General features: G+C 29.1%; 24 protein-coding genes. 19 read left to right on the forward strand and 5 right to left on the reverse strand.

Going from position 1 to position 24827, the window contains the following annotated elements; genetic code table 11:
• Positions 1 to 19 precede the first annotated feature (19 nt).
• A complete protein-coding gene (locus tag AC5EAH_RS01905; RefSeq protein WP_493493058.1) occupies positions 20 to 1981 on the forward strand; it encodes a fructose-1,6-bisphosphatase in 1962 nt (653 codons plus the stop codon).
• 93 nt (positions 1982 to 2074) lie between these two features.
• Positions 2075 to 4759 carry a YfhO family protein gene (locus AC5EAH_RS01910; protein ID WP_493493059.1) on the forward strand — a complete coding sequence of 895 codons (2685 nt, stop codon included), beginning with the start codon at positions 2075 to 2077 and terminating at the stop codon, positions 4757 to 4759.
• Between the two features lie 48 nt (positions 4760 to 4807).
• Here the strand turns inward: AC5EAH_RS01910 and AC5EAH_RS01915 are convergent, their stop codons facing one another.
• Entirely contained in the window at positions 4808 to 5674 is an 867-nt protein-coding gene (locus AC5EAH_RS01915) for a CvfB family protein (protein WP_493493060.1), read from the reverse strand.
• A 127-nt stretch (positions 5675 to 5801) separates the two neighbouring features.
• Here AC5EAH_RS01915 and AC5EAH_RS01920 point away from each other — a divergent pair, with 127 nt between their 5' ends.
• The 6 genes from AC5EAH_RS01920 to pepV all read left to right on the forward strand — a co-directional run bounded on the left by AC5EAH_RS01920 (position 5802) and on the right by pepV (position 12127).
• On the forward strand, positions 5802 to 7310 hold the full coding sequence (locus AC5EAH_RS01920; protein ID WP_493493061.1) for a DUF6792 domain-containing protein: 1509 nt from the start codon (positions 5802 to 5804) through the stop codon (positions 7308 to 7310).
• On the forward strand, positions 7294 to 8610 hold the full coding sequence (locus tag AC5EAH_RS01925) for a hemolysin family protein (protein WP_493493062.1): 1317 nt from the start codon (positions 7294 to 7296) through the stop codon (positions 8608 to 8610). Before AC5EAH_RS01920 ends, AC5EAH_RS01925 begins: the two co-directional genes overlap by 17 nt.
• A gap of 1 nt (position 8611) precedes the next feature.
• Entirely contained in the window at positions 8612 to 8860 is a 249-nt protein-coding gene (locus AC5EAH_RS01930; protein WP_493493063.1) for a helix-turn-helix domain-containing protein, read from the forward strand.
• A 105-nt stretch (positions 8861 to 8965) separates the two neighbouring features.
• Complete coding sequence (gene ytpR, locus AC5EAH_RS01935; RefSeq protein ID WP_493493064.1) at positions 8966 to 9568, forward strand: YtpR family tRNA-binding protein; 603 nt, start codon at positions 8966 to 8968, stop codon at positions 9566 to 9568.
• Positions 9569 to 9585: 17 nt separating this feature from the next.
• Positions 9586 to 10710 (forward strand): hypothetical protein, encoded by a 1125-nt coding sequence (locus tag AC5EAH_RS01940; protein ID WP_493493065.1) that lies wholly within the window; start codon positions 9586 to 9588, stop codon positions 10708 to 10710.
• A gap of 10 nt (positions 10711 to 10720) precedes the next feature.
• Positions 10721 to 12127, forward strand: coding sequence for a dipeptidase PepV (gene pepV / locus AC5EAH_RS01945; RefSeq protein ID WP_493493066.1), 1407 nt, complete (start codon positions 10721 to 10723; stop codon positions 12125 to 12127).
• A 34-nt stretch (positions 12128 to 12161) separates the two neighbouring features.
• Here the strand turns inward: pepV and AC5EAH_RS01950 are convergent, their stop codons facing one another.
• Both AC5EAH_RS01950 and AC5EAH_RS01955 read right to left on the reverse strand, forming a co-directional pair.
• Complete coding sequence (locus AC5EAH_RS01950) at positions 12162 to 12647, reverse strand: phosphatidylglycerophosphatase A family protein (RefSeq protein WP_493493067.1); 486 nt, start codon at positions 12645 to 12647, stop codon at positions 12162 to 12164.
• Positions 12648 to 12657: 10 nt separating this feature from the next.
• Entirely contained in the window at positions 12658 to 12894 is a 237-nt protein-coding gene (locus AC5EAH_RS01955) for a NifU family protein (protein WP_493493068.1), read from the reverse strand.
• Between the two features lie 186 nt (positions 12895 to 13080).
• On the opposite strand from AC5EAH_RS01955, the gene AC5EAH_RS01960 reads away from it, so the two are divergent.
• The 3 genes from AC5EAH_RS01960 (at position 13081) to rho (ending at position 16682) form a co-directional block, all read left to right on the forward strand.
• On the forward strand, positions 13081 to 13719 hold the full coding sequence (locus tag AC5EAH_RS01960) for an iron-sulfur cluster assembly accessory protein (RefSeq protein ID WP_493493069.1): 639 nt from the start codon (positions 13081 to 13083) through the stop codon (positions 13717 to 13719).
• Between the two features lie 120 nt (positions 13720 to 13839).
• Positions 13840 to 15399: an ABC-F family ATP-binding cassette domain-containing protein gene (locus AC5EAH_RS01965; protein WP_493493070.1), complete on the forward strand. Its 1560-nt coding sequence runs from the start codon at positions 13840 to 13842 to the stop codon at positions 15397 to 15399.
• Between the two features lie 14 nt (positions 15400 to 15413).
• Positions 15414 to 16682: a transcription termination factor Rho gene (gene rho / locus AC5EAH_RS01970; RefSeq protein WP_493493071.1), complete on the forward strand. Its 1269-nt coding sequence runs from the start codon at positions 15414 to 15416 to the stop codon at positions 16680 to 16682.
• A 56-nt stretch (positions 16683 to 16738) separates the two neighbouring features.
• Here the strand turns inward: rho and AC5EAH_RS01975 are convergent, their stop codons facing one another.
• Together AC5EAH_RS01975 and spxA are read right to left on the reverse strand one after the other, a co-directional pair.
• The gene (locus AC5EAH_RS01975; RefSeq protein WP_493493072.1) at positions 16739 to 17425 is read right to left on the reverse strand and encodes an adaptor protein MecA; all 687 of its coding nucleotides are present in this window, start codon (positions 17423 to 17425) and stop codon (positions 16739 to 16741) included.
• An 83-nt stretch (positions 17426 to 17508) separates the two neighbouring features.
• Complete coding sequence (gene spxA / locus AC5EAH_RS01980; RefSeq protein ID WP_493493073.1) at positions 17509 to 17904, reverse strand: transcriptional regulator SpxA; 396 nt, start codon at positions 17902 to 17904, stop codon at positions 17509 to 17511.
• 178 nt (positions 17905 to 18082) lie between these two features.
• Here spxA and AC5EAH_RS01985 point away from each other — a divergent pair, with 178 nt between their 5' ends.
• The 8 genes from AC5EAH_RS01985 (at position 18083) to AC5EAH_RS02020 (ending at position 24808) form a co-directional block, all read left to right on the forward strand.
• On the forward strand, positions 18083 to 19084 hold the full coding sequence (locus AC5EAH_RS01985; protein WP_493493074.1) for a competence protein CoiA: 1002 nt from the start codon (positions 18083 to 18085) through the stop codon (positions 19082 to 19084).
• Positions 19085 to 19165: 81 nt separating this feature from the next.
• Complete coding sequence (locus AC5EAH_RS01990; protein ID WP_493493075.1) at positions 19166 to 19819, forward strand: CPBP family glutamic-type intramembrane protease; 654 nt, start codon at positions 19166 to 19168, stop codon at positions 19817 to 19819.
• Between the two features lie 214 nt (positions 19820 to 20033).
• A complete protein-coding gene (gene murG / locus AC5EAH_RS01995) occupies positions 20034 to 21110 on the forward strand; it encodes an undecaprenyldiphospho-muramoylpentapeptide beta-N-acetylglucosaminyltransferase (RefSeq protein ID WP_493493076.1) in 1077 nt (358 codons plus the stop codon).
• Entirely contained in the window at positions 21097 to 21690 is a 594-nt protein-coding gene (locus AC5EAH_RS02000; protein ID WP_493493077.1) for a phosphatase PAP2 family protein, read from the forward strand. The genes murG and AC5EAH_RS02000 overlap by 14 nt, the downstream gene beginning before the upstream one ends.
• A 22-nt stretch (positions 21691 to 21712) precedes the next feature.
• A complete protein-coding gene (locus AC5EAH_RS02005) occupies positions 21713 to 22327 on the forward strand; it encodes an NUDIX domain-containing protein (protein WP_493493078.1) in 615 nt (204 codons plus the stop codon).
• A gap of 10 nt (positions 22328 to 22337) precedes the next feature.
• The gene (locus AC5EAH_RS02010) at positions 22338 to 23456 is read left to right on the forward strand and encodes a tRNA (adenine(22)-N(1))-methyltransferase TrmK (protein WP_493493079.1); all 1119 of its coding nucleotides are present in this window, start codon (positions 22338 to 22340) and stop codon (positions 23454 to 23456) included.
• A 9-nt stretch (positions 23457 to 23465) separates the two neighbouring features.
• Positions 23466 to 24218 (forward strand): LD-carboxypeptidase LdcB/DacB, encoded by a 753-nt coding sequence (ldcB, locus tag AC5EAH_RS02015; protein WP_493493080.1) that lies wholly within the window; start codon positions 23466 to 23468, stop codon positions 24216 to 24218.
• 2 nt (positions 24219 to 24220) lie between these two features.
• Positions 24221 to 24808: a peptidylprolyl isomerase gene (locus tag AC5EAH_RS02020; RefSeq protein WP_493493081.1), complete on the forward strand. Its 588-nt coding sequence runs from the start codon at positions 24221 to 24223 to the stop codon at positions 24806 to 24808.
• Positions 24809 to 24827: the final 19 nt, after the last annotated feature.

Genomic DNA, 24827 nt, shown 5'->3' on the forward strand with positions numbered 1-24827 from the left:
TATTAGAGGAGGAATTTTTATGGATTATAATCAACAATATTTATCATTACTTGCTAAAAAGTATCCAACTATAGAAGCAACTGCACAAGAAATTATTAATTTACAGGCCATTTTATCTTTACCTAAACCAACAGAACATTTTTTAAGTGATATTCATGGTGAATATGAAGCTTTTCAACATGTTATAAAAAATGGTTCAGGTGTTATTAAAGAAAAAATAAAAGAAATATTTAAAGATAGACTATCTACTAAAGAAATTAATAGTTTCTCTACATTAGTTTATTATCCACATGAAAAATATAATCAAATTAAATTGGAAATAAGTGATAAAAACGAGTTGATAGAATGGCAAAGAATAACTTTATTGCGATTAATTGAATTAACAGCATTTGTTGCACGTAAATATACACGTTCTAAAGTTAGAAAAGCATTACCTAAAGATTTTGCGTATATTATCGAAGAATTGTTATATAAATGGCAAGAAACTGATGAGAAAACAGAGTACTATGATAATATTTTAGTTAATGTGATTAATTTAGGACGTACACGTAGTTTTATCATTGCTTTATGTCAATTAATTCAACGACTGGTAGTTAATCATTTACATATTGTAGGAGATATTTATGACCGTGGACCTTATCCAGACAAAATTATGGAAGAATTAATGCAACATCATTCAGTAGATATTCAGTGGGGTAATCATGATATATTATGGATAGGTGCAGCAAGTGGTTCAGAATTATGTGTTGCCAATGTTTTAAGAATTTGTGCAAGATATGATAATTTAGATATAGTAGAGAATCATTATGGTATTTCTATTCGCCCATTGTTAGCTTTAGCGGAGCAATATTATAAAGAGGATGAGTGCCAACAATTTTTACCTAAATTAACTATGTCAGAACAATATTCAAAGGATGAAATCAAACAAATTGCGAGAATGCATAAAGCAATTGCAATAATTCAATTTAAATTAGAAGGTCAAGCCATTATGAGACAACCTAGCTTTCAAATGATGAATAGAAGGTTGTTAGATAAAATTGATTATCAAAAAGGCACAATCGAATTAAATAATATGACGCATCCTTTACTAGATCATCATTTTCCGACAATTGATCCTAAACAACCGTATGTATTAAATCAAGCAGAGCAAAATGTTATTGAACGTTTAACTTTATCGTTTATGAATAGTGATAAATTAAGTAGACATATTTCATTTTTAATAGCTAAAGGTAGTATGTACACAGTTTACAATAATAATTTATTGTATCATGGCTGTGTGCCGTTAAACGAAGATGGCAGTTTTATGTCTTTTGAAATAGGTGGGCAACATTATGCAGGTAGAGCGTTATTTGATGAATTTGATAAAATTATTCGACAAGCTTACTATAATCGAGAAAATCATGAGCCAGTATTTAAAGATTTAGCTTGGTATTTATGGACAGGGAAAGCCTCACCCTTATTTGGAAAAAAAGAGATGACAACATTTGAACGTTATTTTATTCAAGATAAAACGACACATATTGAAAAGAAAAATAAATACTACTATTTGAGAGATACAGAAGCATTGTGTATAAAAATTTTAAATGAATTTGGTTTACATGATGAAGAAAGTCATATTATTAATGGTCATACACCTGTTAAAGAGAAAAAAGGTGAAACACCCATTAAAGCAAATAATAAATTAATTGTGATAGATGGAGGCTTTTCTAAAGCTTATCAATCAACGACTGGTCTAGCAGGTTATACTTTAATTTATAATTCTTTCGGCATACAATTAATTTCACATCAACCTTTTACTACAAAAGAAGCGGCTATTTTAAATGAACAAGATATTGTTTCTACACGTCGATTAGTAGATAAAACTTTAGTGAGAAAACGTATTAAAGATACAGATATTGGGGATGAGTTGCAGCAACAAGCAGCTGCGTTAATTCATTTATTAAAGGCATATCAAACAGGAATTATTAAAGAAAATAAATAAAGATACAGAACAGAATTTTAATGGTAAGATGATAGGTATTATATTGAAATCATGCTATAATATATCAATAATATATAGAAAAGAGAGATTATTATGTCTAAGTTTAAATCATACTCATCCTCTAAACAGGCATTGATATTAATATCAATTGTTATTCTTTTAGGACATAGTTATTGGATAGTTAGCAATCATTTTACATTAATTACTTATAGTGATATGTATCAACAACAAATGGTGTTTTACCGAGATGCATGGGAAAAATTGCACTCAGGTCATTTTGTATTCTGGACATGGAATAGTTTATTAGGTAATAATTTCTATGGTGCAAATACATTCTACTATTTATTTAGTCCGTTTGCTTGGTTTATTGTATTGTTTCCTAAAGAAATGATTATACATGCGATGTTAATTGCTAATATTGCTAAATATATCGTTATGGCTTATTTTATGTTACGTTTATTAACTTATATGGGTGTGCAACGTTTAGCAGCATTAATGGTTGGAACTTTAGCTTATGTAGCTAGTGGACCTGCTATTATGAATTATTGGTATAATCATTTCAATGATTATTTTTGCTTTGTTCCTTTATTAATTTTAATGATTGATAAAGCAATTAAAGAAAATAAATGGCGCTATTTACCTATAGTTATTGCTATTTTATTAGCAATCAATTTATATTTTTCATTTAGTTTATCTATTTTTATAAGTATCTATATTGCTTTTAGATATTTAATGATTAAACCTTTCAATAGTAAGAAATTCTTTAGATTTTATAGTAAGTATATTGGGTGTTATTTAGTCGGCTTATTGATAGCAATGGTCAGTTTTTTACCGACCGTATATCAATTGTTAACTAATCCACGTGTAGGGCAATTTAAAGAAGCTTGGGAATTAACAACAATTAATAAAGTACTTATGTTATTATGGCAAGCTTTTGTCAGTTTATTATATCCACCATCAGCTATTGAAGCACAAGAATGGTTTTATGAATTATCTAATAAATGGCAATCATTGAGTTTGTATTCGAGTATTTTACTGATCTTTTTATTACCACAATTGTTTAAATTATTGAGTAAACGTTATTTAACATTGATGAGTATGTTTGCTGGTCTATTATTAGTTATTTACTGTGTACCAGTATTAAACAGTGCTGTCAGTGGTTTTGGTAATGTTACATTTCGTTGGAGTTATATTATCGTATTATTTATAGCTATCGTGTTAGCTTACAGTATTGAACATATTGAATTACTAGAGGTTAAATATTTTAAATATAGTTTTGTATTGTTTATTGTTTTTACAATTGTATTTTTACAGTATTATCAAGAAGTCGATTTATATCAATCAGCAGAATCAAAACAAATTTTCATTTATGCCAATGTTATTCCTACAGCTATTATTGGAATTACTGCCTTTTACATTTTAAGTTGTAATGCAGTGATAAAAGTTAAAATGCGATTAATTATATTAGTTGTAATGTTTCAAAGTATCTTTAATTTTATTTTGTTTATTACACAATCTTCTTCAGGTCAATTTACTAATGTAGAGGACTGGCCAAGATTACAAGGGGTAAAAATGATTCAAAAACAAGTGAATGAATTAAAACAAAATAATTTAATCACTGATCAACAAAGAATTTATTTAGATACTGCAATTGCAGATGATACCGCACTTTTTTATAATTTAGGTTTAGCTTTTAACATTAATCAACCAAGATTGTATCATTCATTATATAATAGCCAAACAAATGATTTTTATAATTGGTCAGAACAACTTGAACAAGCGCCATATACATCATGGACGCGTGCATTTCGTTGGAATCAACATAATAATATGTTATTAAATATAAGTGGTATGGTTACAAATCAATTGGATATTAATTATATTCCTGTTGGATTTACTTTAACGCAATCAACAAAAAATTTACATATTTATAATGATCAATATCAGTTAGGTTATGTGCAACAATTTCCATATGCTATAACATCAGAACAATTGCTAAAAACACCTGCTATTGTACGAGATAATATTTTAAATCAAGCACTTGTCTTAACATATCAACAAATAAAACATTTTAATTACGCTAGCTATCAAGCACCATTAACACAAGAAATTATTGCTTATAGTCAATCTATTATTCAACAAGGTAAAAAAGTACATTATGATCAACTTAATCAACGTGTTAATATTGATCATGATATGATTTTTAAATTGGCACCATTTACGAATGATGGTGAAATGTATGTAGCTAATACTGAAGGCGTAACTTATACAATTGATAATATTGAATATAATCAACAAGAAGTCACTTCATTTTCAAGAGAGGGGAGAACATTTGCTATTCCTTATCATAAAGGAAGTGTGTTACGCATTAAAGTAAATAAAGGTCAATATAGTTTTGATGTCAATAATAAAGACAATAATGCATTGGTTTTTTGGAATCAATCTCAAAAGATTTATCAAGCAATTCAACAACAACGTCATATTGAAACAAGTAATGAAGTTTTAAGTGATAATAAATATGCTGTTACAGTGACTAATCCTAAAAAACAAATTTTATTTTTAGCTATTCCTAATAATAAAGGATGGAATATTAAAGTAGATGGACAACCTGTAAATGCCTTAACTGTACATGGTGGTTTTATGGGATTAAAAATGGAACAAGGTCAGCATCGTATTACAATGAATTATGTCAGTCCAGGATTTTATTTAGGCTTATCTATTTCTATCGTTACTAGTTTAAGTTATTTATTTGTTTTATATTATCGACGCAATAAATAGAGAAAGAGAGGTTAGAAAAACGAGTTTGTTTTTCTAACCTCTTATTTTTTAATAGTTAATAATTTTTGTTTGACCATTATGTTGAAGAATTTTTTTATTTTTCATTAATCGACCTAAAGCACGTTTAAAACTTGCTTTACTCATATTAAAAATTTCTTTGATATCTTCAGGTGCTGATTTATCTGTTAAATCCATTACACCTTCATGTGCAATTAAATAATTATAAATTACTGTTGCATCATCATCTAAACGTTCATGTGCACGGGGTAAAAATGAACCATTTAGTTCCCCAGTCGGTTTAGCACCAATAATACGAACTTCTACTTCTTGTCCTAAGCGGGGCTCGCTTTCACGTTCTGATTCGTGAACGAAGATTTTATAACCCTCTTTACTTAATAAGAAACTACCGACACGTAATAATCGATAAGGTCTTGCTGATAATGTTTTATTCATCATTGATTCATCAGCTTTAGCATATAAATCATCAACAATACCTTCGCTGGCAAGACGTGCAAATAATTGTCCGTGATAATCTGTTCGTAAACAAACTAAAATATAATCACCTTGCTCTGGCCACACTTCTTTAAGTTTAGGTAAATCTTCCCAAGGGACAATAACTTCTCGAGGAATACCTATATCTAATGCAACACCATCACGATCTACTTTGATGACTTTGGCCCAATCATAACGATCAACTAATATGTTCGGTACTTCACTTGTCGCAAATAATTTGCCACTACGAGAAGGATAAACAAAAAAAGAATATTCTTCACCAATTTGTAGATCATCGTCTTGTGAAATCTCTGAAGCATTTAAAGTTACTTCATCACCATTTTCACTATGTAATAAGTAACTTGAGCCTAAATTTTCGACCACTTTTAAAAATGTGACCGTTCCTGAAATATGATTGTCCATAAATTCCTCCTTATATTGCTATACCGTATCAAATATTATTTTAACATGGTTAGTCTAAAATATAAATAGTTATGATTAAGTTTTAAATTATGATAGAATAAGAAAAAATAGAGGAGAAGAGATAGTAGTGGGACTTGATCAATTAATATTACAATATTTAAGTGTGCAAAAACAATTGAATTTATCTATTTTATTACCACAATATATTTTGAATTATCAACAAAATAATCATTATGATATTGTAGGACATATTCAGCACGATTTAAATAATGATGCTGCAAGTGAAGCACTGGATCTATTAATTAATGAAAAAGTATTTATTTCAAATAGTTTATTTATTGAAAAATTAGAACAATGGTATCAACAGTATTTCAATAAAATTAGTTTAGAGCAACAAAAACGACAAATTATGCAAAGTTTAGAGACGTGTTTAGTTGAAACTGAGCCATTTGAAGAAATTAAAATAACAAGTGACTTATTGTTACTACAGTTAGCACAATTAGAATATGATAAAGATCAATTATCAGATAAAGTTTGTTGTTTATTAGCACAAGGGCTGTATCAGTATTATGAACGTACTAATTTCACACCACATATTGAGATGATTAATGGTGATGAGATGACAAGTGGTTTAGAAGTATCGTGTTATATTATTAATCAAACAGTAGCTATTTTTACATTTCGTGGTAGTCAAACGAAATTTTTTCAAGAGATGTCTTACCATGATTTTCATCAATCACGATTGGATTGGCAGTATAATTTACGTGCAATTGTACAAGGCACAACAACAACTCAATATCAACAAGCTATTCAGTTTATTGAACAAATAAAGAAAAAGCATGCAAATCTTAAACAATGTTTTGCGACAGGTCATTCACTGGGTGGGCATTTAGTACAATTAGTTCAAATTGTACATCATTATTTTGATGATTATGTAGTGAGTAATAGTTCTCCATTACAGTTGAAACAGTTATTTTTAATTGCACCTAATCAATTTACAGCTATACAATGGCAACAATTATTTCAAGAACAAAATAAAGAAGCAGTGTTACAACAATGGGGTTGGAAAAATACTGGAAGAATTTATCAATATGCAAGTGATTTAATTAATATTGCTAGAGAAATACCACAAACTTTTTATTATGGTCAGTTAGTTAATTTACCAGGACAACCTTATTTTAGTTATCAACCTTATTTGCAACAATGCTTTACTTCTGAACAATTAATGACATTGACGACAGTCATCTACGAGGCTTTAAATATTAAAGATAAAGAGAAGTATGATTTTGTGATTGATTTATTACAAACGATACTCTTTAATTTATTATCTCCTGATCAATGGCAGGCAGATAGTGTTCAATTAGTCGTTAATTTACTAAAATATTTAAATTTAAATAATTGGTTATCACAAGTAAGCTATGGAAAATGTTTAACTTTATTAAAAGATTACCATCAAAGCTTTGAATCAAATCATCAATTGAATTATTTTAAACGCACAGCATTAACGATGCAATTACAATATCAAATGTATAGAGGTTTAAATATAACATTATTGAAAGCGATCGCTAGCATGCATCGTTTATCAGGTCATTGGTTGTCGTTAGAAGAAAGGGAAAAGAATGAGTATTTTTATTAAATTTTCAATTATTATTATATTGATAGTATGTACCGCGTTTTTTGTAGCTAGTGAGTACGCAATGGTTAAAGTTCGTCGTACACGCATGGAAGAACTAGCAAGAAATGGAAATCGTCGTGCCAAACGTGTGATTTTTTTATTACAACATTTAGATGATATATTATCGGCTTGTCAATTAGGTATTACTATTTGTTCATTAGGTTTAGGTTGGCTAGCACAACCGACAGTGGCTACAATATTAAAACCTTTGATTAATCAAATTAATATATCTACTACAACATCTCAAACATTAACTTATGTTATTGCATTTTTATTAGTGACTTATGTTAATGTCGTTGTTGGAGAATTATTGCCTAAAACAATAGCTATTCAACAAACAGATAAGATTGCTTTAACTTTATCGCGTCCAATTTACATTTTTGAAAAAATATGTTATCCCGTAATTTGGATATTACAAAAAACAGCTAATTTTTTCATTAAATTATTAGGTTTTCAACCAGCAAGTGAATCAGATGAAGTGCATTCTGAGGATGAATTACGTTCTATTATGGCAAATGCTTTAAAACAAGGTGAAATTAATAAAGTAGAATATAGTTACGCTAATCGTGTATTTGAATTTGATAATCGTGTAGCTAAAGAAATTATGGTCCCACGTAATGAGGTTGAAGTATTGGATTTAAAAGATGATTTGACAACAATTTTAAATCAAATAGAGCAAGAAAAATATACGCGTTATCCAATTATTGAAGGTAATAAAGATAAATTATTAGGTATGTTAAATATAAAAAAATTATTTATTAGAGATCATATGATTGAATCTTTAGACGAATTAAAAGAATATATTTCACCAATAGAAACTATTTTTGAGTTAATGCCAATTTCTAAAGTATTAAATAAAATGCAAAATGAACATATACATATGGTGGCATTAGTTGATGAATTTGGTGGTATTTCCGGAATTATTACAATGGAAGATATCATAGAAGAAATTATTGGTGAGATACGTGATGAATTTGATAGTGAAGAAAGATTGCCAGTAACTAAAGTAGATCAATATACCTATATTTTAAAAGGTAGTATTGCTATTCAAGATGTTAATCAATATTTTAATTTGAATTTACCACATCAACAAGTTGATACTTTATCAGGTTGGTTACATTTACAAGATTTTTATGTTTCAGAAAATGATGAATACACAATTGATCATATTATTTTTAAAGTGCTTAAGAAATCGAATTATCGAGTGACAAAAGTAGAGGTCAAAATTAATCCAAAAGAAGTAAATAAAGAAGGGATATAGTATGATGCAATCTTCAAATTTCATTTCTCAATCAGAAATTAAAAGTTTAGAATTATTAGCAGAATTAAGAGCCTTTAGAAAGAATGCTGGGTTAACACAATATGAACTATCAGAAAAATCAATGGTGTCATTGAATACAATTAAGCGTATGGAAAATGCGCAACATTTTCCAAAAATTGATACACTAATTCGTGTAGCCATTGCACTAGGTTATGATTTACATTTAACAATTGATCATTCAGCAGAATAAATAAGGGGGAGCTAGAAGTAGCTCTCTTTTATTTCGGATTGTAAGCTATGACTGTGCTATGATATAATAAAAACAATATTAAATTTAATAGTATAGGAGTAGGATATGAATATTTTTTATAATAAAAAAGTTTTTCCAAATGTATTATTTATTACATTACAACACGATCAAAGTGAACAGTACCATTATGAAACATTTGATAATATTGTAACAATTAGCAATCAAGATAAGCGTATTATAGGATTAAATATATTTAATATCGAATCATTGAATATTGAAGGTCAAGGTAATATCACATTAACATCACAACAGATTGAACATTTGCAACAGCAATTAGATAAATTAAATTTAGATATACAATTAGTTGTTGATGATACGAATAAATTTATTGTTGGTTATGTAAAAAATAAAGTGAAGCATCCTAATGCCGACAAGTTAAATATTTGTCAAGTTGATATTGGACAAGAACAAGAATTACAAATTGTTTGTGGTGCAGCTAATGTTGAAGCACATCAAAAAGTTGTAGTAGCAACAATTGGTGCAGTTATGCCATCTGGTATGGTTATTCAAGCAACACAATTAAGAGGTGTAGATTCTTTTGGTATGCTTTGTTCAGCAAAAGAATTAGTTATATCTCAAGACTTGGATAAACCAGGTATTTTAGTATTATCAGATGATTATGAAGTAGGACAATCATTTATCATTTAGTATAAGGTGGGAAATATATGAAAAACTGGTTTAAAAATTTATTTTTTTCTGATGAATCTAATGAAGAAGCCACTTCACATAAAGAAGTAGATGAATTAGAAGATATTCTTTATAAAAAAAGACAGCGTATAAGAGAACCGAGAGTAGAAAATAAAACAGATATTGTTGAACAACAAAGAGAAGATTTTATTGAAGTTAAAAAAAGAGACAGATTAAATACTGATATTATTGATACATTAGAAAAAAATGGTATTGAAATTAATCAACCTAAGCAATCTAAAATTCGTCAATTATCTAAACGTTCTCAGCAATTATCAGAAGAAGTTGAACAATTAGGTGAAACGGTTTACAGACGTCATCGTTCTACAAGAGAACGAAGTAAGATTTCAGTGGAAAACTTAAACGAAGAGATGAAAAAAACATCACCACTACATCAATTACAACAAGATGATATTTTTGGTATTTTTCCAGAGGAACCTAGTCAAAATACCGATATTATTGTAGAAATTGATGATGAGTATATTGAGCAATTGATGCCATCTAATACTCAATCAAGTCATACAGTAGTAGAAGCAACTTCAGAACAGCAACAAGTAGAAGAAACTTATCAACAATTAACAAAAACTCGAAAATCATTTATGGAAGAATTCGGACCAAAATCTGATGATGAAATACCTTATTATCCTAAATATAAAGGACATCAATCAAAGTCTTCTAATGAATTACATCGTGCATATCAACAAATTCATAGATCTGGATTTAAACCTACAACACATTTTTCAGCAATTAATGGTGTTACAGAAACAAAACAAAGTTCGTCACCAATAAGAACAAGAGTAGTTAAAGATGTTGAATATTCGTCAACAGGTAAAATTGCTAAACCAGTTGATAATTCAAAAATCACTTCCAAAATTAATGGTGTAGATGAACCTAAAACGATAGCTGGATTGAAGCAAGTTGAAATTAAACCACCAGCATCTTCACATATTCCAACTTCGGCTATTTCAGTAAGTACACCTAAAAAAGAAGTAGAACAAAGAACCAAAGAGAAACCAAAAAGAGAAATAACAACACCTTATAATGTACTTTCTTCTGTGGAGGAGCGTGCAAGATTAAGAAAGTTAAAACGTTTAGGAAGATAGGAGAAAGCAAATGAATTGGACAGAGATAGTTGCACCATATAAAAACCAATTGATTCAAGATTTGACTAGTTTATTAGAGATTCCATCAGTTAGAGATGACCATCAAATAACAGCTAAAGCACCTTTTGGTCCAGCAGTCCGTCAAGCTCTAGATTTTATGCTAGAATTAGGTCAAAGAGATAATTTTTTAGTTAAAAATGTCGGTAATATAAGTGGACATATAGAAGTAGGGCAAGGTGAAAAATTATTTGGTGTTTTAGGTCATGTGGATGTTGTACCAGCACCAGTAGAGGGATGGTACCAATCACCATTTAAAGTATTAGAAAAAGATGGTTGGTTGATTGCACGTGGTACTTTAGATGATAAAGGACCTACAATGGCAGCTTATTATGCTATTAAAATTTTAAATGATTTGAAAGTTACATGGAATCAACGCATACGTTTAATCATTGGAACAGACGAAGAATCAACATGGCAATGTGTAGAAAAATATTTTGAACAAGAAGAAATGCCTGATTTTGGTTTTGCGCCTGATGCAGATTTTCCATTAATTTATGCAGAAAAAGGTATTTCAACTTTTGATTTACTACAAGCAACTAATAAAGTAGAACATCCGGTATTATTAAGTTTTCAAGCTGGTGATCGTTATAATATGGTTCCTGATCATGTTGAAGCAGTTTTACAATTAGACAGTCATATTGAAGAAAGTTTCTTAACTTATTTATCAGATAATCAGTACCAAGGTCAATATACTGAAAAAGATGGTCAACAAATACTTATTTTAAAAGGTAAGTCAGTACATGCAATGGCACCTGAATTAGGAAGCAATGCACCTGTAAATTTAGCGAAGTATTTAATGACCTTACCATTGGATTCAGAAGCTAAAAAATATTGTCAATTTATTTGTGATTATTTTGCAGAAGATACATTTGGAGAAAAATTAAATATTGCTTATACTGATGAAGAGATGGGTGCTGTGACAGTTAATGCAGCTGTTTTCAATTATACTTATTCAGCAGATAAGACAATAGGTATTAATTTACGTTATCCAGTGCGTTACAATTTCCAAGAAGCGATAGATAAATTAAATCAAACAGCACAGCAATTTGGTTTATCAGTTACTAATATGCATAATCAAGAACCACATTATACAGATATTAATGATAATGATATTAAAACATTATTACAAACATATCGTGATCATAGTGGTGATATGACTGCACCTAAAACAATTGGTGGTGGTACTTATGCACGTGCTTTGAAAAAAGGTGTAGCATTTGGTGCATTATTCCCAGATTGTCCGGACACTATGCATCAAATTAATGAAGCGGTACGTATTACTGATATTATTAAAACGACAGAAATTTATGCAGATGCCTTATATCGTTTATGTACAGTAGAAGGTAGTCAACAATAAAATAAAAAAGATGGAGCAAAAAGCTCCATCTTTTTTATTTACCATGACGATGTGCGATACGGCTAGCTGCAGCAGCGGCAATTGCACCAATTAAGTCATCTAAAAATGTATGACATCGATGTTTATCAGTCGTATGTTGATCTAATTGTCCGATAATACCAGGTTTTAATTTATCTAAATAACCATAATTAGTAAAGCCAATTGAACCATAAACATTAACAATGGACATAACTAAAATTTCATCAATACCGTAAAGTGGTTCATCTCTTAAAATAATATCACCTAATGGTTGAGATAATTTGCCTTGTTCTGCTAAAATATCTAATTCAATACCTGTTAAAATGGCATGTTGTACTTCTCTTTTATTTAATACTTTTAAAATATTATCAAGACAATATTCAATGCTAATATCTTCATAGTATTGTTGCTGTAAATTTTTAACGATATCAGCAATATCAATTAACTTCACACCACGTTGACGAAGTAAATCAATAATTAAGTCGCTCGAAACTTCGTGCATATATAGCCTCCTATTGTACTTGAATAACAGATTTAATACCAGGTATTTTTCGTGTTAACACATGTTCAATACCCGCTTTTAGTGTTAAAGGTGCGCTAGGACAACCATCACAAGCACCTAGTAATTTTAATTTTACAATACCGTCTTCAACAGCAATTAATTGATAATCACCACCATCTCTAATTAATAATGGTCGTAATTTTTCCATTTCTCTACTTACTGCTGCAAATTGTTCTTGTTCTGTCATCTTATTTACCTCTATATTTTTAATTTTAATTCTATTATACTGGTACAAATATTAGAAGACAAGTAAAGTCATTTTTTTAAAACTTAATAGTACACATTTTCTTAAATTTGCTTTATACTGTAATTATATCATCTAGTTTTATGATTATTTTAAATAGTTACAATAAGAAATGAGGTATTTAAACTGATGAATCCTTTAATTGAATTTTGTCAGGCAAATTTATCACATGATATTCAAAAAGCAATTGATATATTTCAGGCAGATAATGATATTGATGTAGAAATTGTAGATTGTTTGAGTCGATGTGATGTGTGTGCAAGTACCTGTTACTGTTTAGTAGATGGTCAATTAGTTTATGCTAAAAATGCAGATAAATTAATTGATAAAGTGTATGACTATTTAAATCAAGATAATTTAACAAAAATAGATCAAATTTATCAAACTGTGGAGGATTTAGCTATGACACAAGAACAAATTTTAAATATTACACCATCAGCTGCACAACAAGTAAAACAATTATTTAATGAGAGTGGTGTGCCAGAATATTATTTACGTATATCTGCACATGCTGGCGGCTGTGGCTGTTCAGGTGGTGGTATACAATATGGTATGGTAGCTGAAGAAGCACCAAGTGAATATGATACAATTATTGAATCAGAAGGTGTGAAATTACTAGTAGATCAAAATGATGTAGATTTATTAACAGGTACGATGATTGATTTTGCTGAAGCAACAGACGAATTACCTGGTGGTTTTACAATTGATAATCCCAATGCAGCCAATAAATCAGGTGGTTGTTGTGGTGGCGGTAATCACAAACATTAAGTAAACAGCTATCTATTCACATATTGATAGAAGTGAGATAGACGGGAATAAGGGTAGTATCAAAATTATATTTTTGATCTATCACATTCCCGTTTTATAAATGGATAAAAGGAGTAAATAATGAGTATATTAAATGTCGTTAATTTAACACATGGTTTTGGTGATCGTGCCATTTTTGAAGATGTGTCATTTAGATTATTAAAGGGAGAACATATAGGATTAGTAGGTGCCAATGGTGAAGGTAAATCTACTTTTATGAATATTATTACTGGAAAATTACAACCAGATGCTGGTAAATTAGAGTGGTCAAAACGAGTGCGTGTGGGTTATTTAGATCAACATTCTGTATTACAACCAGAAATGACAATTAGAGATGTTTTAAAAATGGCTTTTAATCATTTATTTGATTTAGAACAACAAATGAATGATTTTTATGATCAAATGGCTGAAGCAACACCAGAAAAAATGGAAGAATTATTAAAAGAAACTGGTGAAATTCAAGAAATTTTAATGATGCAAGATTTCTATGTGATTGATGCTAAAATAGAAGAAGTTGCACGTGCTTTAGGTGTAACGGCTTTTGGTTTAGAAACACATGTTAATGAATTATCAGGAGGACAACGTACTAAAGTCTTATTAGCAAAATTACTATTAGAAAAACCAGATATTTTACTATTAGATGAACCTACTAACTATCTTGATGTTGAACATATCGAATGGTTAAAACGTTATCTTCAAAATTATGAAAATGCCTTCGTATTAATCTCTCATGATATTCCATTTTTAAATAGTGTGGTTAATTTAATTTATCATATGGAAAATCAACAATTGACGCGTTATGTAGGAGATTATGATAAGTTTTTAGAAGTTTATGAAATGAAAAAAAATCAATTGCAAGCTGCTTATCAAAAACAACAAAAAGAAATTGCTGATTTAAAAGATTTTGTAGCCCGAAATAAAGCGCGTGTTGCAACAAGAAACATGGCAATGTCAAGACAAAAGAAATTAGATAAAATGGATATGATAGAGTTAGCGGGTGAAAGACCTAAACCTCAGTTTAATTTTCTAACTGCACGTACACCAAGTCGTTTTATTTTTCAAACAAAAGATTTAGTGATAGGTTATGATATGCCATTAACCAAACCTTTAACTTTAACTATGGAACGTAATCAAAAAATTGCAATTGTAGGTGCGAATGGTATAGGTAAAACAACTTTATTACGTAGTTTATTAGGAGAAATTAAACCAATCAGTGGTGAAGTTGAGCGTGGAGATTATTTAGAAATTGGCTATTTTGAACAAGAATTAGCTAATGACAGTGGTAAAACTTGTTTACAAGAAGTGTGGGATATATTTCCTGCTATGAATCAAGCAGAAGTACGTGCTGCATTGGCAAAATGTGGTTTAACAACTAAGCATATTGAGAGTTTAGTACGTGTGTTAAGCGGTGGTGAACAAGCAAAAGTTAGATTTTGTAAATTACAGAATAGTGAAAGTAATGTATTAATATTAGATGAGCCAACAAATCACTTAGATGTAGATGCTAAAGATGAATTAAAGCGTGCTTTACAAGCTTATAAAGGAAGTATTTTAATGGTTTGTCACGAACCAGAATTTTATGAAGGTTTAGCTACAGAAATATGGGATTTTTCTCAATATAGTAGTAATAGATTTTTATAATATGAGGAGAGATAATGAAAACAGATAAACAATATAATTCTTTTGACGAACTGTATAAAGGTAAAACGACTAAAGAATTAACACAATTAGCGAAAGATTTAAAAGTAACGAGTTATAGTCGTTTAAATAAACAAGAATTAGTGCTTGCCGTGCTTGAAAAACAAATGGAACAAGATGGTAATTACTATATGGAAGGTATCTTAGATGATATTCAACCTGATGGCTATGGTTTTTTACGAACAGTTAACTATGCACCTGGTGAAAAAGATATTTATGTATCTGCTTCTCAAATACGTCGTTTTGAATTAAAACGTGGTGATAAAGTAAAAGGAAAAGTACGTAAACCAAGAGATAATGAAAAATATTATGCCTTATTACAAGTTGATTTTGTGAATGGCAGTAATGCAGAAGAAGTCAAAAAACGTAGTCATTTCCAAGCGTTAACTCCATTATATCCTAATAAACTGATGCGTTTAGAAACGACAGCGAAACATTTATCTACACGTGTTATTGATTTAATTGCACCTATTGGTTTTGGGCAACGTGGTTTAATTGTTGCACCACCTAAGGCGGGAAAAACAACTTTAATTAAAGAAATTGCAAATGCAATTAGTGAAAATCATCCAGATGTACATTTATTAATTTTATTAGTTGACGAACGTCCAGAAGAAGTAACAGACATAGAACGTTCAGTTGCGAATGCAGAAGTTGCTAGCTCTACTTTTGATGAAACAACACGTCATCATATTAAGGTAGCAGAATTAGTATTAGAACGTGCAAAACGTTTAGTAGAATTAGGTGAAAATGTTGTTATTTTAATGGATAGTATTACCCGTTTAGCACGTGCTTATAATTTAGAAGTACCGTCAAGTGGTAAAATATTATCAGGTGGATTAGATCCAGCATCATTACATAAGCCAAAACATTTTTTTGGTGCAGCACGTAATATTGAAGGTGGTGGTTCATTAACTATTTTAGCTACAGCTTTAGTAGAAACAGGTTCTCGCATGGACGATATGATTTATGAAGAATTTAAAGGAACGGGTAATATGGAATTACAACTTGATCGTAATTTAGCAGAACGCCGTATTTTCCCAGCTATTAATATTCGACGAAGTTCGACACGTAAAGAAGAATTATTATTAGATAATACCACACAAGAAGTATTATGGAAAATCAGAAAAAATATGTTACATGATGATAATATTACTGAAAAATTATTAAAATCATTTAGACAAACTAAATCAAATCAACAATTAATTGATAATGTTTTAAAAGATTAATCAACATAAAAAAGAGCTGATAATGCAACAGATTATCAACTCTTTTTTGAATAAAATTATTTGTTAAAATTTTCATTAAATGTTTGAATAACATTATTTTTTAAAATTAATGTACCGTATTCTTCTAATACGCTTAAATCTAATTGTACAATATTTCCAAATTCACTTGATTGTGCAATAAATTGCGTTAATAAATAAGGTGATAAATGATGTAAATCAAAATTGACATAATAGTAATAATGTTCATTCCATTCGTAAAGTAAATCATTCATGATGACATTAGATAATGTTTGATAATGGGAATAATCAATTAAATCATCTAATGTTTTAAATTTAATAATTAAATTAGCTTTCATTACTTTACGTGAAGTATTAACATGTTTTTTTGAGATATTTTTTTCAGTATTATCGATATAATGACTTAATTCTTCTTTAATATTATCTGATAAATTTTCGATACGTTGATTGATTGTAGATTTAAATAAGTGGTTAACAATATTCGAATTATTATCTTGTGTGACAATCATGTCAATACCTTTTTCACTAACTAAAACTTGAATAAAGATAGGTTCATTTTCATCAAAATTATCTATTTCATCAACTTCATCTATGATAGTCCAGACAAATTCTTCGCCTTTTTCTTTATTAAGCCATAATTCCTCTTGGTGAAACCCACGAGATGCGATATCTTCATAAGTTAATGAGAATTTTAAATGTGATTCGTTAATTTTTTCGAATTTCAATAATTACACCTCCGTTATTATATAATACAAAAACACAAACTTTTTTATGAAATTATATTTCATAAAAAAGCTTGCATCAGCAATTATTTTACTAATTCTTGTGCTTCTAATAGCTGAAAGGTTCTTACCTTTCTTGGTAAAAAGCGTCTAATTTCGTCTTCGTTATAACCAACTTGTAGTCTTTTAGAATCCATTAAAATAGGTCTTCTTAATAATCCAGGATTATCTTGAATTATTTTATATAGGTCTTGCAACGATAAAATGTCAATATCAATGTTTAATTTTTGGAAAGTTTTAGAACGAGTAGAAATAATATCTTCAGTTCCTTCTTCAGTCATTGATAAAATAGCTTTGATTTCATCAATTGTTAACCCTTCTGAAAAAATGTTTCTTTCTGTAAACGGAATGTTATGTTCAATTAACCATGCTTTTGCTTTACGGCAAGATGTACAACTTGGTGACGTGAATAATGTTACCATCCATCTCACACTCCTTTTCAAATGGTTTATGAATAACTTTACTTACTCACAATTTCTATTATATACAATATCAAAATAAAAATCTACACTTTATTTGATATAATTTGACTTTTATTTTAAAAAAATTAATAAGAGTAATTTAAAATTTTATGGTTTATTTATTCTATGAGGTGAGAAAATGTTTTATGCTATAACAAAAAATAAACAAGTTATTCATATTAATCAAGCATCTGACAAAGAACAATATTATTGTCCACAATGTCATGCAGCATTAATGATAAAAAAAGGCATCAAAATTAAAAAACATTTTAGCCATATAAAAGGTAATCATTGTAGTCATCATAACGGAGAAAGTATTAATCATCACCAAGCTAAAAAGCAAATTGCTAAACATTTAGCCAAGTATTATAAAGTAGCTATTGAATATCGTATTAAAGAAAAAGAGCAAGTTAGAATTGCCGATATTTGTTTGCCTAATGAACAATATATCATTGAGTTTCAACAATCAGTTATTGATTATAAGTTGTTAAATATAAGACATCAATTTTATATAAAATGTGGGTATCAAGTTGTATGGTTACTAGATGATAACTTAATTATGATAAATTATCATAAAATTAAATTGAGTCGTTTTATTCGTCATTTTATTCAAAAAAATAAAGTGGGCTATTATATTTTAACTTATAATTATTGTCACAAAAAATATTACGTATATTATTTATCCATGTCAGATTTATTTAATAATTATGTCAAATTTAATAAAGTTGATATCACTATTACTGATATTTTTAAACATACAACTAATTATCAATATTCATTGACAAAAAGAATGGCAACATATCAAGAAAAAAGTAATTATATGATGCAAACGCTGAAATATAATCGCTCAGTACATCATCAATTATTAAAAAATATATATCAATTAGGCTGGAAAATAAATCAGCTACCTTCATATATAGGTTATATTTATCCACAACAATTATTTTTAGCTTGTCATCCTTTGGAATGGCAAGTATATGCTACTTTATTGGTGCAAATTTATCATTATTCATCCAAAGATATACTTCGTCATTTGTTAGCTAAGTATCCTAAATATCAAAGTATTTATATTGATCATCAAGTTATTCAATTAGAAGTAAAAACTATGTTTCAAGATTTTATAAAACAAATACCTCAATAATTTGTCGAGTCATGAGCAGATACATTGTTAAATAGCATTCTCTTGTTATATTTAGTTATAATTTATTTAAGGAGAATAATAATGTTAAAAGTTTTAAGTGAAGCAAGGTTGTCAAAATATTCTATTTTATCGATTGTTGTAATTATATTAGGAATGATAGGTGGGATTACGCATATATTACCCGGTAAATTACCTTATTTTTCTTTGCTTATTACAGGGGCTATCGCAATAATTTTACAATTTAATTTTAAAATCTTTATGATTTCAATAGGAAAAATGACTAAAAGTAGTTGGTTTTGGGTAATTCCAGTAGCTTTATCTACATTATTCATCTCATTAGGAGCAAATCTATTAGGTTATACAGCAGTAGCTAATTGTGCTTTAGGGAATGGCAGTACTATGGAAAAAATTATTTCATTAATATTTATTTGTATTTCTTTAGTCGGTGAAGAAGTAATTACCGCAGCTTTTACATTTCCTATTTTTACACTTCTATCTAAAACAATGACTATTATAAAAGCTTGGTGGATTGCTTCAATTATAGATGCTTTGATTTTTGCTTTAATGCATGTAAATGCTTATGATTTTAATATGTACCAATGTTTAGTTGCAACAGGTCTTACAAGATTACCATTTAATTGGATTTGGTTAAAAGCGAACAGTTTATGGGGTGGGATTGTTACACATATTGTTTATGATTTGATTATTTTCATTCCAATGGGATTTTTAGTATAGTCAATTCAATATGAAATTGAATAAGCATTAAAAATTAATCAGTAGTCAGTACTTGTTTTTACAAGTGCTAATTGCTGATTCGTTTTATATTCAAGGTCTTGATAGTGTTAAACTATTCATTTAATTATCATTGATTCTGATGAGATGATACTAGTAATCTTTCTCTAGCTTTGATATGATATAAAAGAATGCAAATGAAAGTGAGCAAATAATAATGACAAAAAAAATAATTTTTACAGGTGGCGGATCAATGGGGCATGTATCTGTAAATATCGCTCTAATCCCTTATTTTAAAAAACAAGGTTATGAGATAGCTTACATTGGTTCGAAATCTGGTATTGAAAAAGAAATGGTGCAAGAAAATACAGACATCCCTTATTACAGTATTTCTAGTGGTAAACTAAGAAGGTATTTTTCGTGGGAAAATTTTATTGATCCATTTAAAGTAGTCAAAGGTATCTATGATGCATGGCGCATTTTAAAACGACAAAGACCACAAGTTGTTTTTTCAAAAGGTGGATTTGTAAGTGTTCCTGTAGGTATTGCAGCTAAATTATTAAAAATTCCTATTATTTTACATGAATCAGACGTAACACCAGGTTTAGCGAATAAAATTAATATTAAATTTGCAAATACTATTTTTACGACATTTAAACAAACAGAAAATTATTTACCGAGTAATAAAGCAGAATATGTAGGTGCAGTGATTCGTCAAAATTTATATGATGGTCATCAACAACGTGGATATCAATTTACTAAATTATCTCCAGATAAACCTATTTTGTTAGTAATGGGAGGATCGTTAGGCTCAAGTATACTTAATGAGGTGATTCGTCAAAACTTAGATACGTTATTAAACTCTTATCAAGTTATTCATTTAACTGGTAAAAATTTGAAAGATGATACATTAACAAGACCTGGCTATGTGCAGTATGAATTCGTTGCAGAAGAGTTAAATGATATTTTATCAATCACAGATATTGCTATTTCACGTGCAGGTGCCAATGCAATTTATGAGTTGTTGGCTTTGAAAATTCCAATGTTGCTTATTCCATTAGGTATGAATCAAAGTAGAGGTGATCAAATTTTAAATGCACAAGCATTTAAAGAACAAGGTTTTGCTTTAGTACTACAAGAAGAACAGTTAAATGCTACTCAATTTAATGAAATGTTTAATCAATTCATTTCAGAATATCAACAGATTAAAGAAAATATGGAAAATTATCAAATAAGTTATACAGCTGAACAATTAGGTGATAAAATCGTGGAGATAATCAATGCAAAAAAATAAGATAAATACCTTATTAATTATTTTGTTAGGTCTCTTGATTATTTGGCAATTTACTGATATGGCAACAAGATTTGAAACGAATATTTTACAAACGATTGCTAATATTAGAGAATTTCATTTAACAAAATGGATGATATGTTTAACAAATAGTGTATCAATTATTTATTATAGTATAATGTTGATCGTTTTAATGAGCATTTATTATGTTAATAAGCGTCAAATACCTTGGCTATTACCAATACCTTTATTACTTAGTTCACTGATATTCTATGTGATGAAAATTATTACGCATCGACCAAGACCGGTCACTATGTCAGTATTGCAACATGATTTTAGTTTTCCGAGTGGACATACATTGTCAGCGATAATTATGGTATATATTATTTGGCTATTTATTAATAAGATGTATCCAAATAAGCAGCAGCATGTAATAGTTATAATAGGCGTGCTATATATTATTGCAATTATGATCACTAGATTGTATCTTGGCGTACATTATCCGAGTGATATTTTAGCATCAGTGATAATAGGTAGTTTAATTATTGTAAATAGTTACACTTATTTATCGAAAAAATTATAATTTTAACAATAGGAGTGTTTTTATGAGCAAATGGGATGAACAAATATTAGTAGTGAATAGATCAACATTATTTAATAATGAAGCATTAAATTTTCATGGGTTTTTAGATGCCAAAGATGAACGCGTTAAGCAAATTATCAATAATTTTTCACATTATGAAGTTAAAAGACGTGGTGATATGGAAGAAGATAGTCAGTTTAAACAATTAATTAGTTATGTCATTGTAAAGGATCGAGCTAATCATATTTTAGTTTATACACGTTTATCAGGTGGTGGTGAACAACGTTTACACGGTAAATCATCAATTGGTGTTGGTGGTCATATGAATGAAGTAACTTCAGAGATGTCAATTGAACAACAATTAAAAGAAAATGCAATAAGAGAATTAGTAGAAGAAATTGGTATCAATCAAGAACAATCACAAGAACAATTAACATTTATTGGTTTAATTAATGATGATAGTAATGAAGTAGGTCGTGTACATTTAGGAATTGTTTATCAGTATATAGTAGATGATAAGACAACAATTTTTGAAAAAGAAGATGACACATTGCAAATAGTTTGGATGCCATCAGAACAATTTAAAGATATTGAAAACTGTGAAACATGGTCAGCACTATTAAAACCTGTTTTATAAGAGGATAATCATGGAAAAAATAGTCATTACAACAGAAGAACAATTAAAACAAGCATTACAATTAAGAAGAAAAGTATTTATTGAGGAACAAGGTATTGATGAGAACTTAGAATATGATCAATTTGATAATTTAACAAGTGATTGTACACATGTCATGATCATGGATAATAATGAAGTTGTTGCTGTTGGGCGCTATCGCATCGTTAATGATACTGTGGCAAAATTGCAAAGAATTTGTGTACATCCTTTATATCGTCATAAAGGATACGGTAAAGAGATCATTTTATTACTTGAGCAATTAGCTAGAAAAGCCAATTTGTACATAACACAATTAGATGCACAAATAAAAGCTACAGGCTTTTATCAACGTTTAGGCTATCATGAAATTTCATCTGATATTTTTTTAGATGCCGGGATAGAACATATCACGATGCGTAAATCACTATTAACTATTGAATTGAAAAATAGATTATATCAAGTGGCGCAATTGATAGAAGGACAATCCTTAGCTGATATCGGTTCGGACCATGCTTATTTACCTATTTATGCCATTAAAAATAATTTGATAAATTTTGCCATTGCAGGTGAGGTTGTAGATGGGCCTTATCAAGCAGCTTGTCAAAATGTTGAACATTATAATATGACACATCAAATTAAAGTGAAAAAAGGTAATGGTTTATCAGTTTTAGAAAATGAAGTAGCTGTTGACACAGTGACAATTTGCGGTATGGGTGGTAGTTTAATTGTTAATATTTTAGAACAAGGAAAAATGTTCTTACAACATTATCCACAATTGATTTTACAACCAAATTTAAATGCTAAAATTGTTAGACAATGGCTAATGTCAAATCATTATCAAATTGATAATGAATTAATTCTTGAAGAAGATGGTCATATTTATGAAATTATTGTAGCTAAAAAAGGAACAATGCAATTAAATGAAAGTGAATTGCTAATGGGGCCATATTTAATTAAACAATCAAATAATATAGCTTTTAAAATGAAGTGGCAACGTGAAATGACAGAGTGGCACAGAATTTTACAAAAATTAGATGCTAATAATTTACAACATCAATTAAAAATAACAGAATTACAAAATAAAATAGCAATCGTTAGTCAGTATATTTAGGAGGTTATCATGAAATATCGTTTAATACTAGGTCTAGTCGTATTAATGTGTAGTGCTTGTAATTCTCAACCTATGGAAACATCATCTAATGATAAAAATGTATCAGATCATGAAGTATTAATTGAAGAAGATCATGACAATGTAGAAGATAACAATCAGGAATCAACATCATCTATTATGTCAACAGAGATATTACAAGATAAAGATTATAAATATGTGATGGATGAAATGGGGAATAAAATCATTATTGTAAATAAAAAATATCCATTATCATCTAATTATGCACCCGGTGAAAATCCAGAAGCAAAAGCACAATTGTTAAAAATTATCGCTGATATGCAACAACAAGGATTTGATGTAAGTAATCAATATAGTGGCTATCGCTCATATGAACAACAAGCTCAGTTGTATAATGATTATGTTAGTCGTGATGGCGTTGCTGCAGCTGATAGATATTCAGCACGTCCTGGTTATAGTGAGCATCAAACAGGTTTAGCTTATGATTTATTAGATCATCAAGGTAATTTATTAGGGACAGTAAATAATGATGGTGCAGCAGAATGGTTAGCAGAACATGCGCATGAATATGGTTTCATTGTTAGATATTTACCAGGTAAAGAAGAACAAACAGGTTATATGCCTGAAGATTGGCATCTTCGTTATGTAGGAGATATTGCTAAAACTATCTATCAGTCTCATTTAAGTTTAGAAGAATATTTTGGTGTTGATGGTGGCACACAATATGAAGAAGGAGAAAATTAATTATGACAACTAATACTAATTACCCTCAATTAACAACAGAAGTTTTATCAGGTGAACGTTTAATAGAAATGATCACTAATTTAGGAAATTTAAAAATAAAATTATTTCCACAAGAAGCACCTAAAACAGTTGAAAATTTCTTAACACATATTCAAAATAATTATTACGATGATTTAACTTTTCATCGTGTTATTAAAGATTTTATGATTCAAGGTGGAGATCCTACTGGAACAGGTATGGGTGGAGAGTCTATTTGGGGAGATACATTTGAAGATGAATTTTCAAATAAACTATTCCATTTTTACGGGGCATTATCAATGGCTAATGCTGGACCAAATACAAATGGTAGTCAATTTTTTATCGTACAAGCCAAAAAAGAATCTAAAGCAATGTTAAAAAAATATGATGAAGAAATCCAAAAAGCATATATGTCTAAAGGTGGTACATCATGGTTAGATAATAAACATACAGTTTTTGGGCAAGTTATTGAAGGATTCGAAGTTTTAGACGCATTAGCTCGTATTAAAACAAACTTCCGTGATCAACCAAAAGAAACATGTGTCATAAAAAAAATTAATATTCTTAATTAAGATAATGCTAGAGCCTAGA

The sequence above is a fragment of the Staphylococcus sp. B1(2026) genome, from assembly GCF_058895785.1.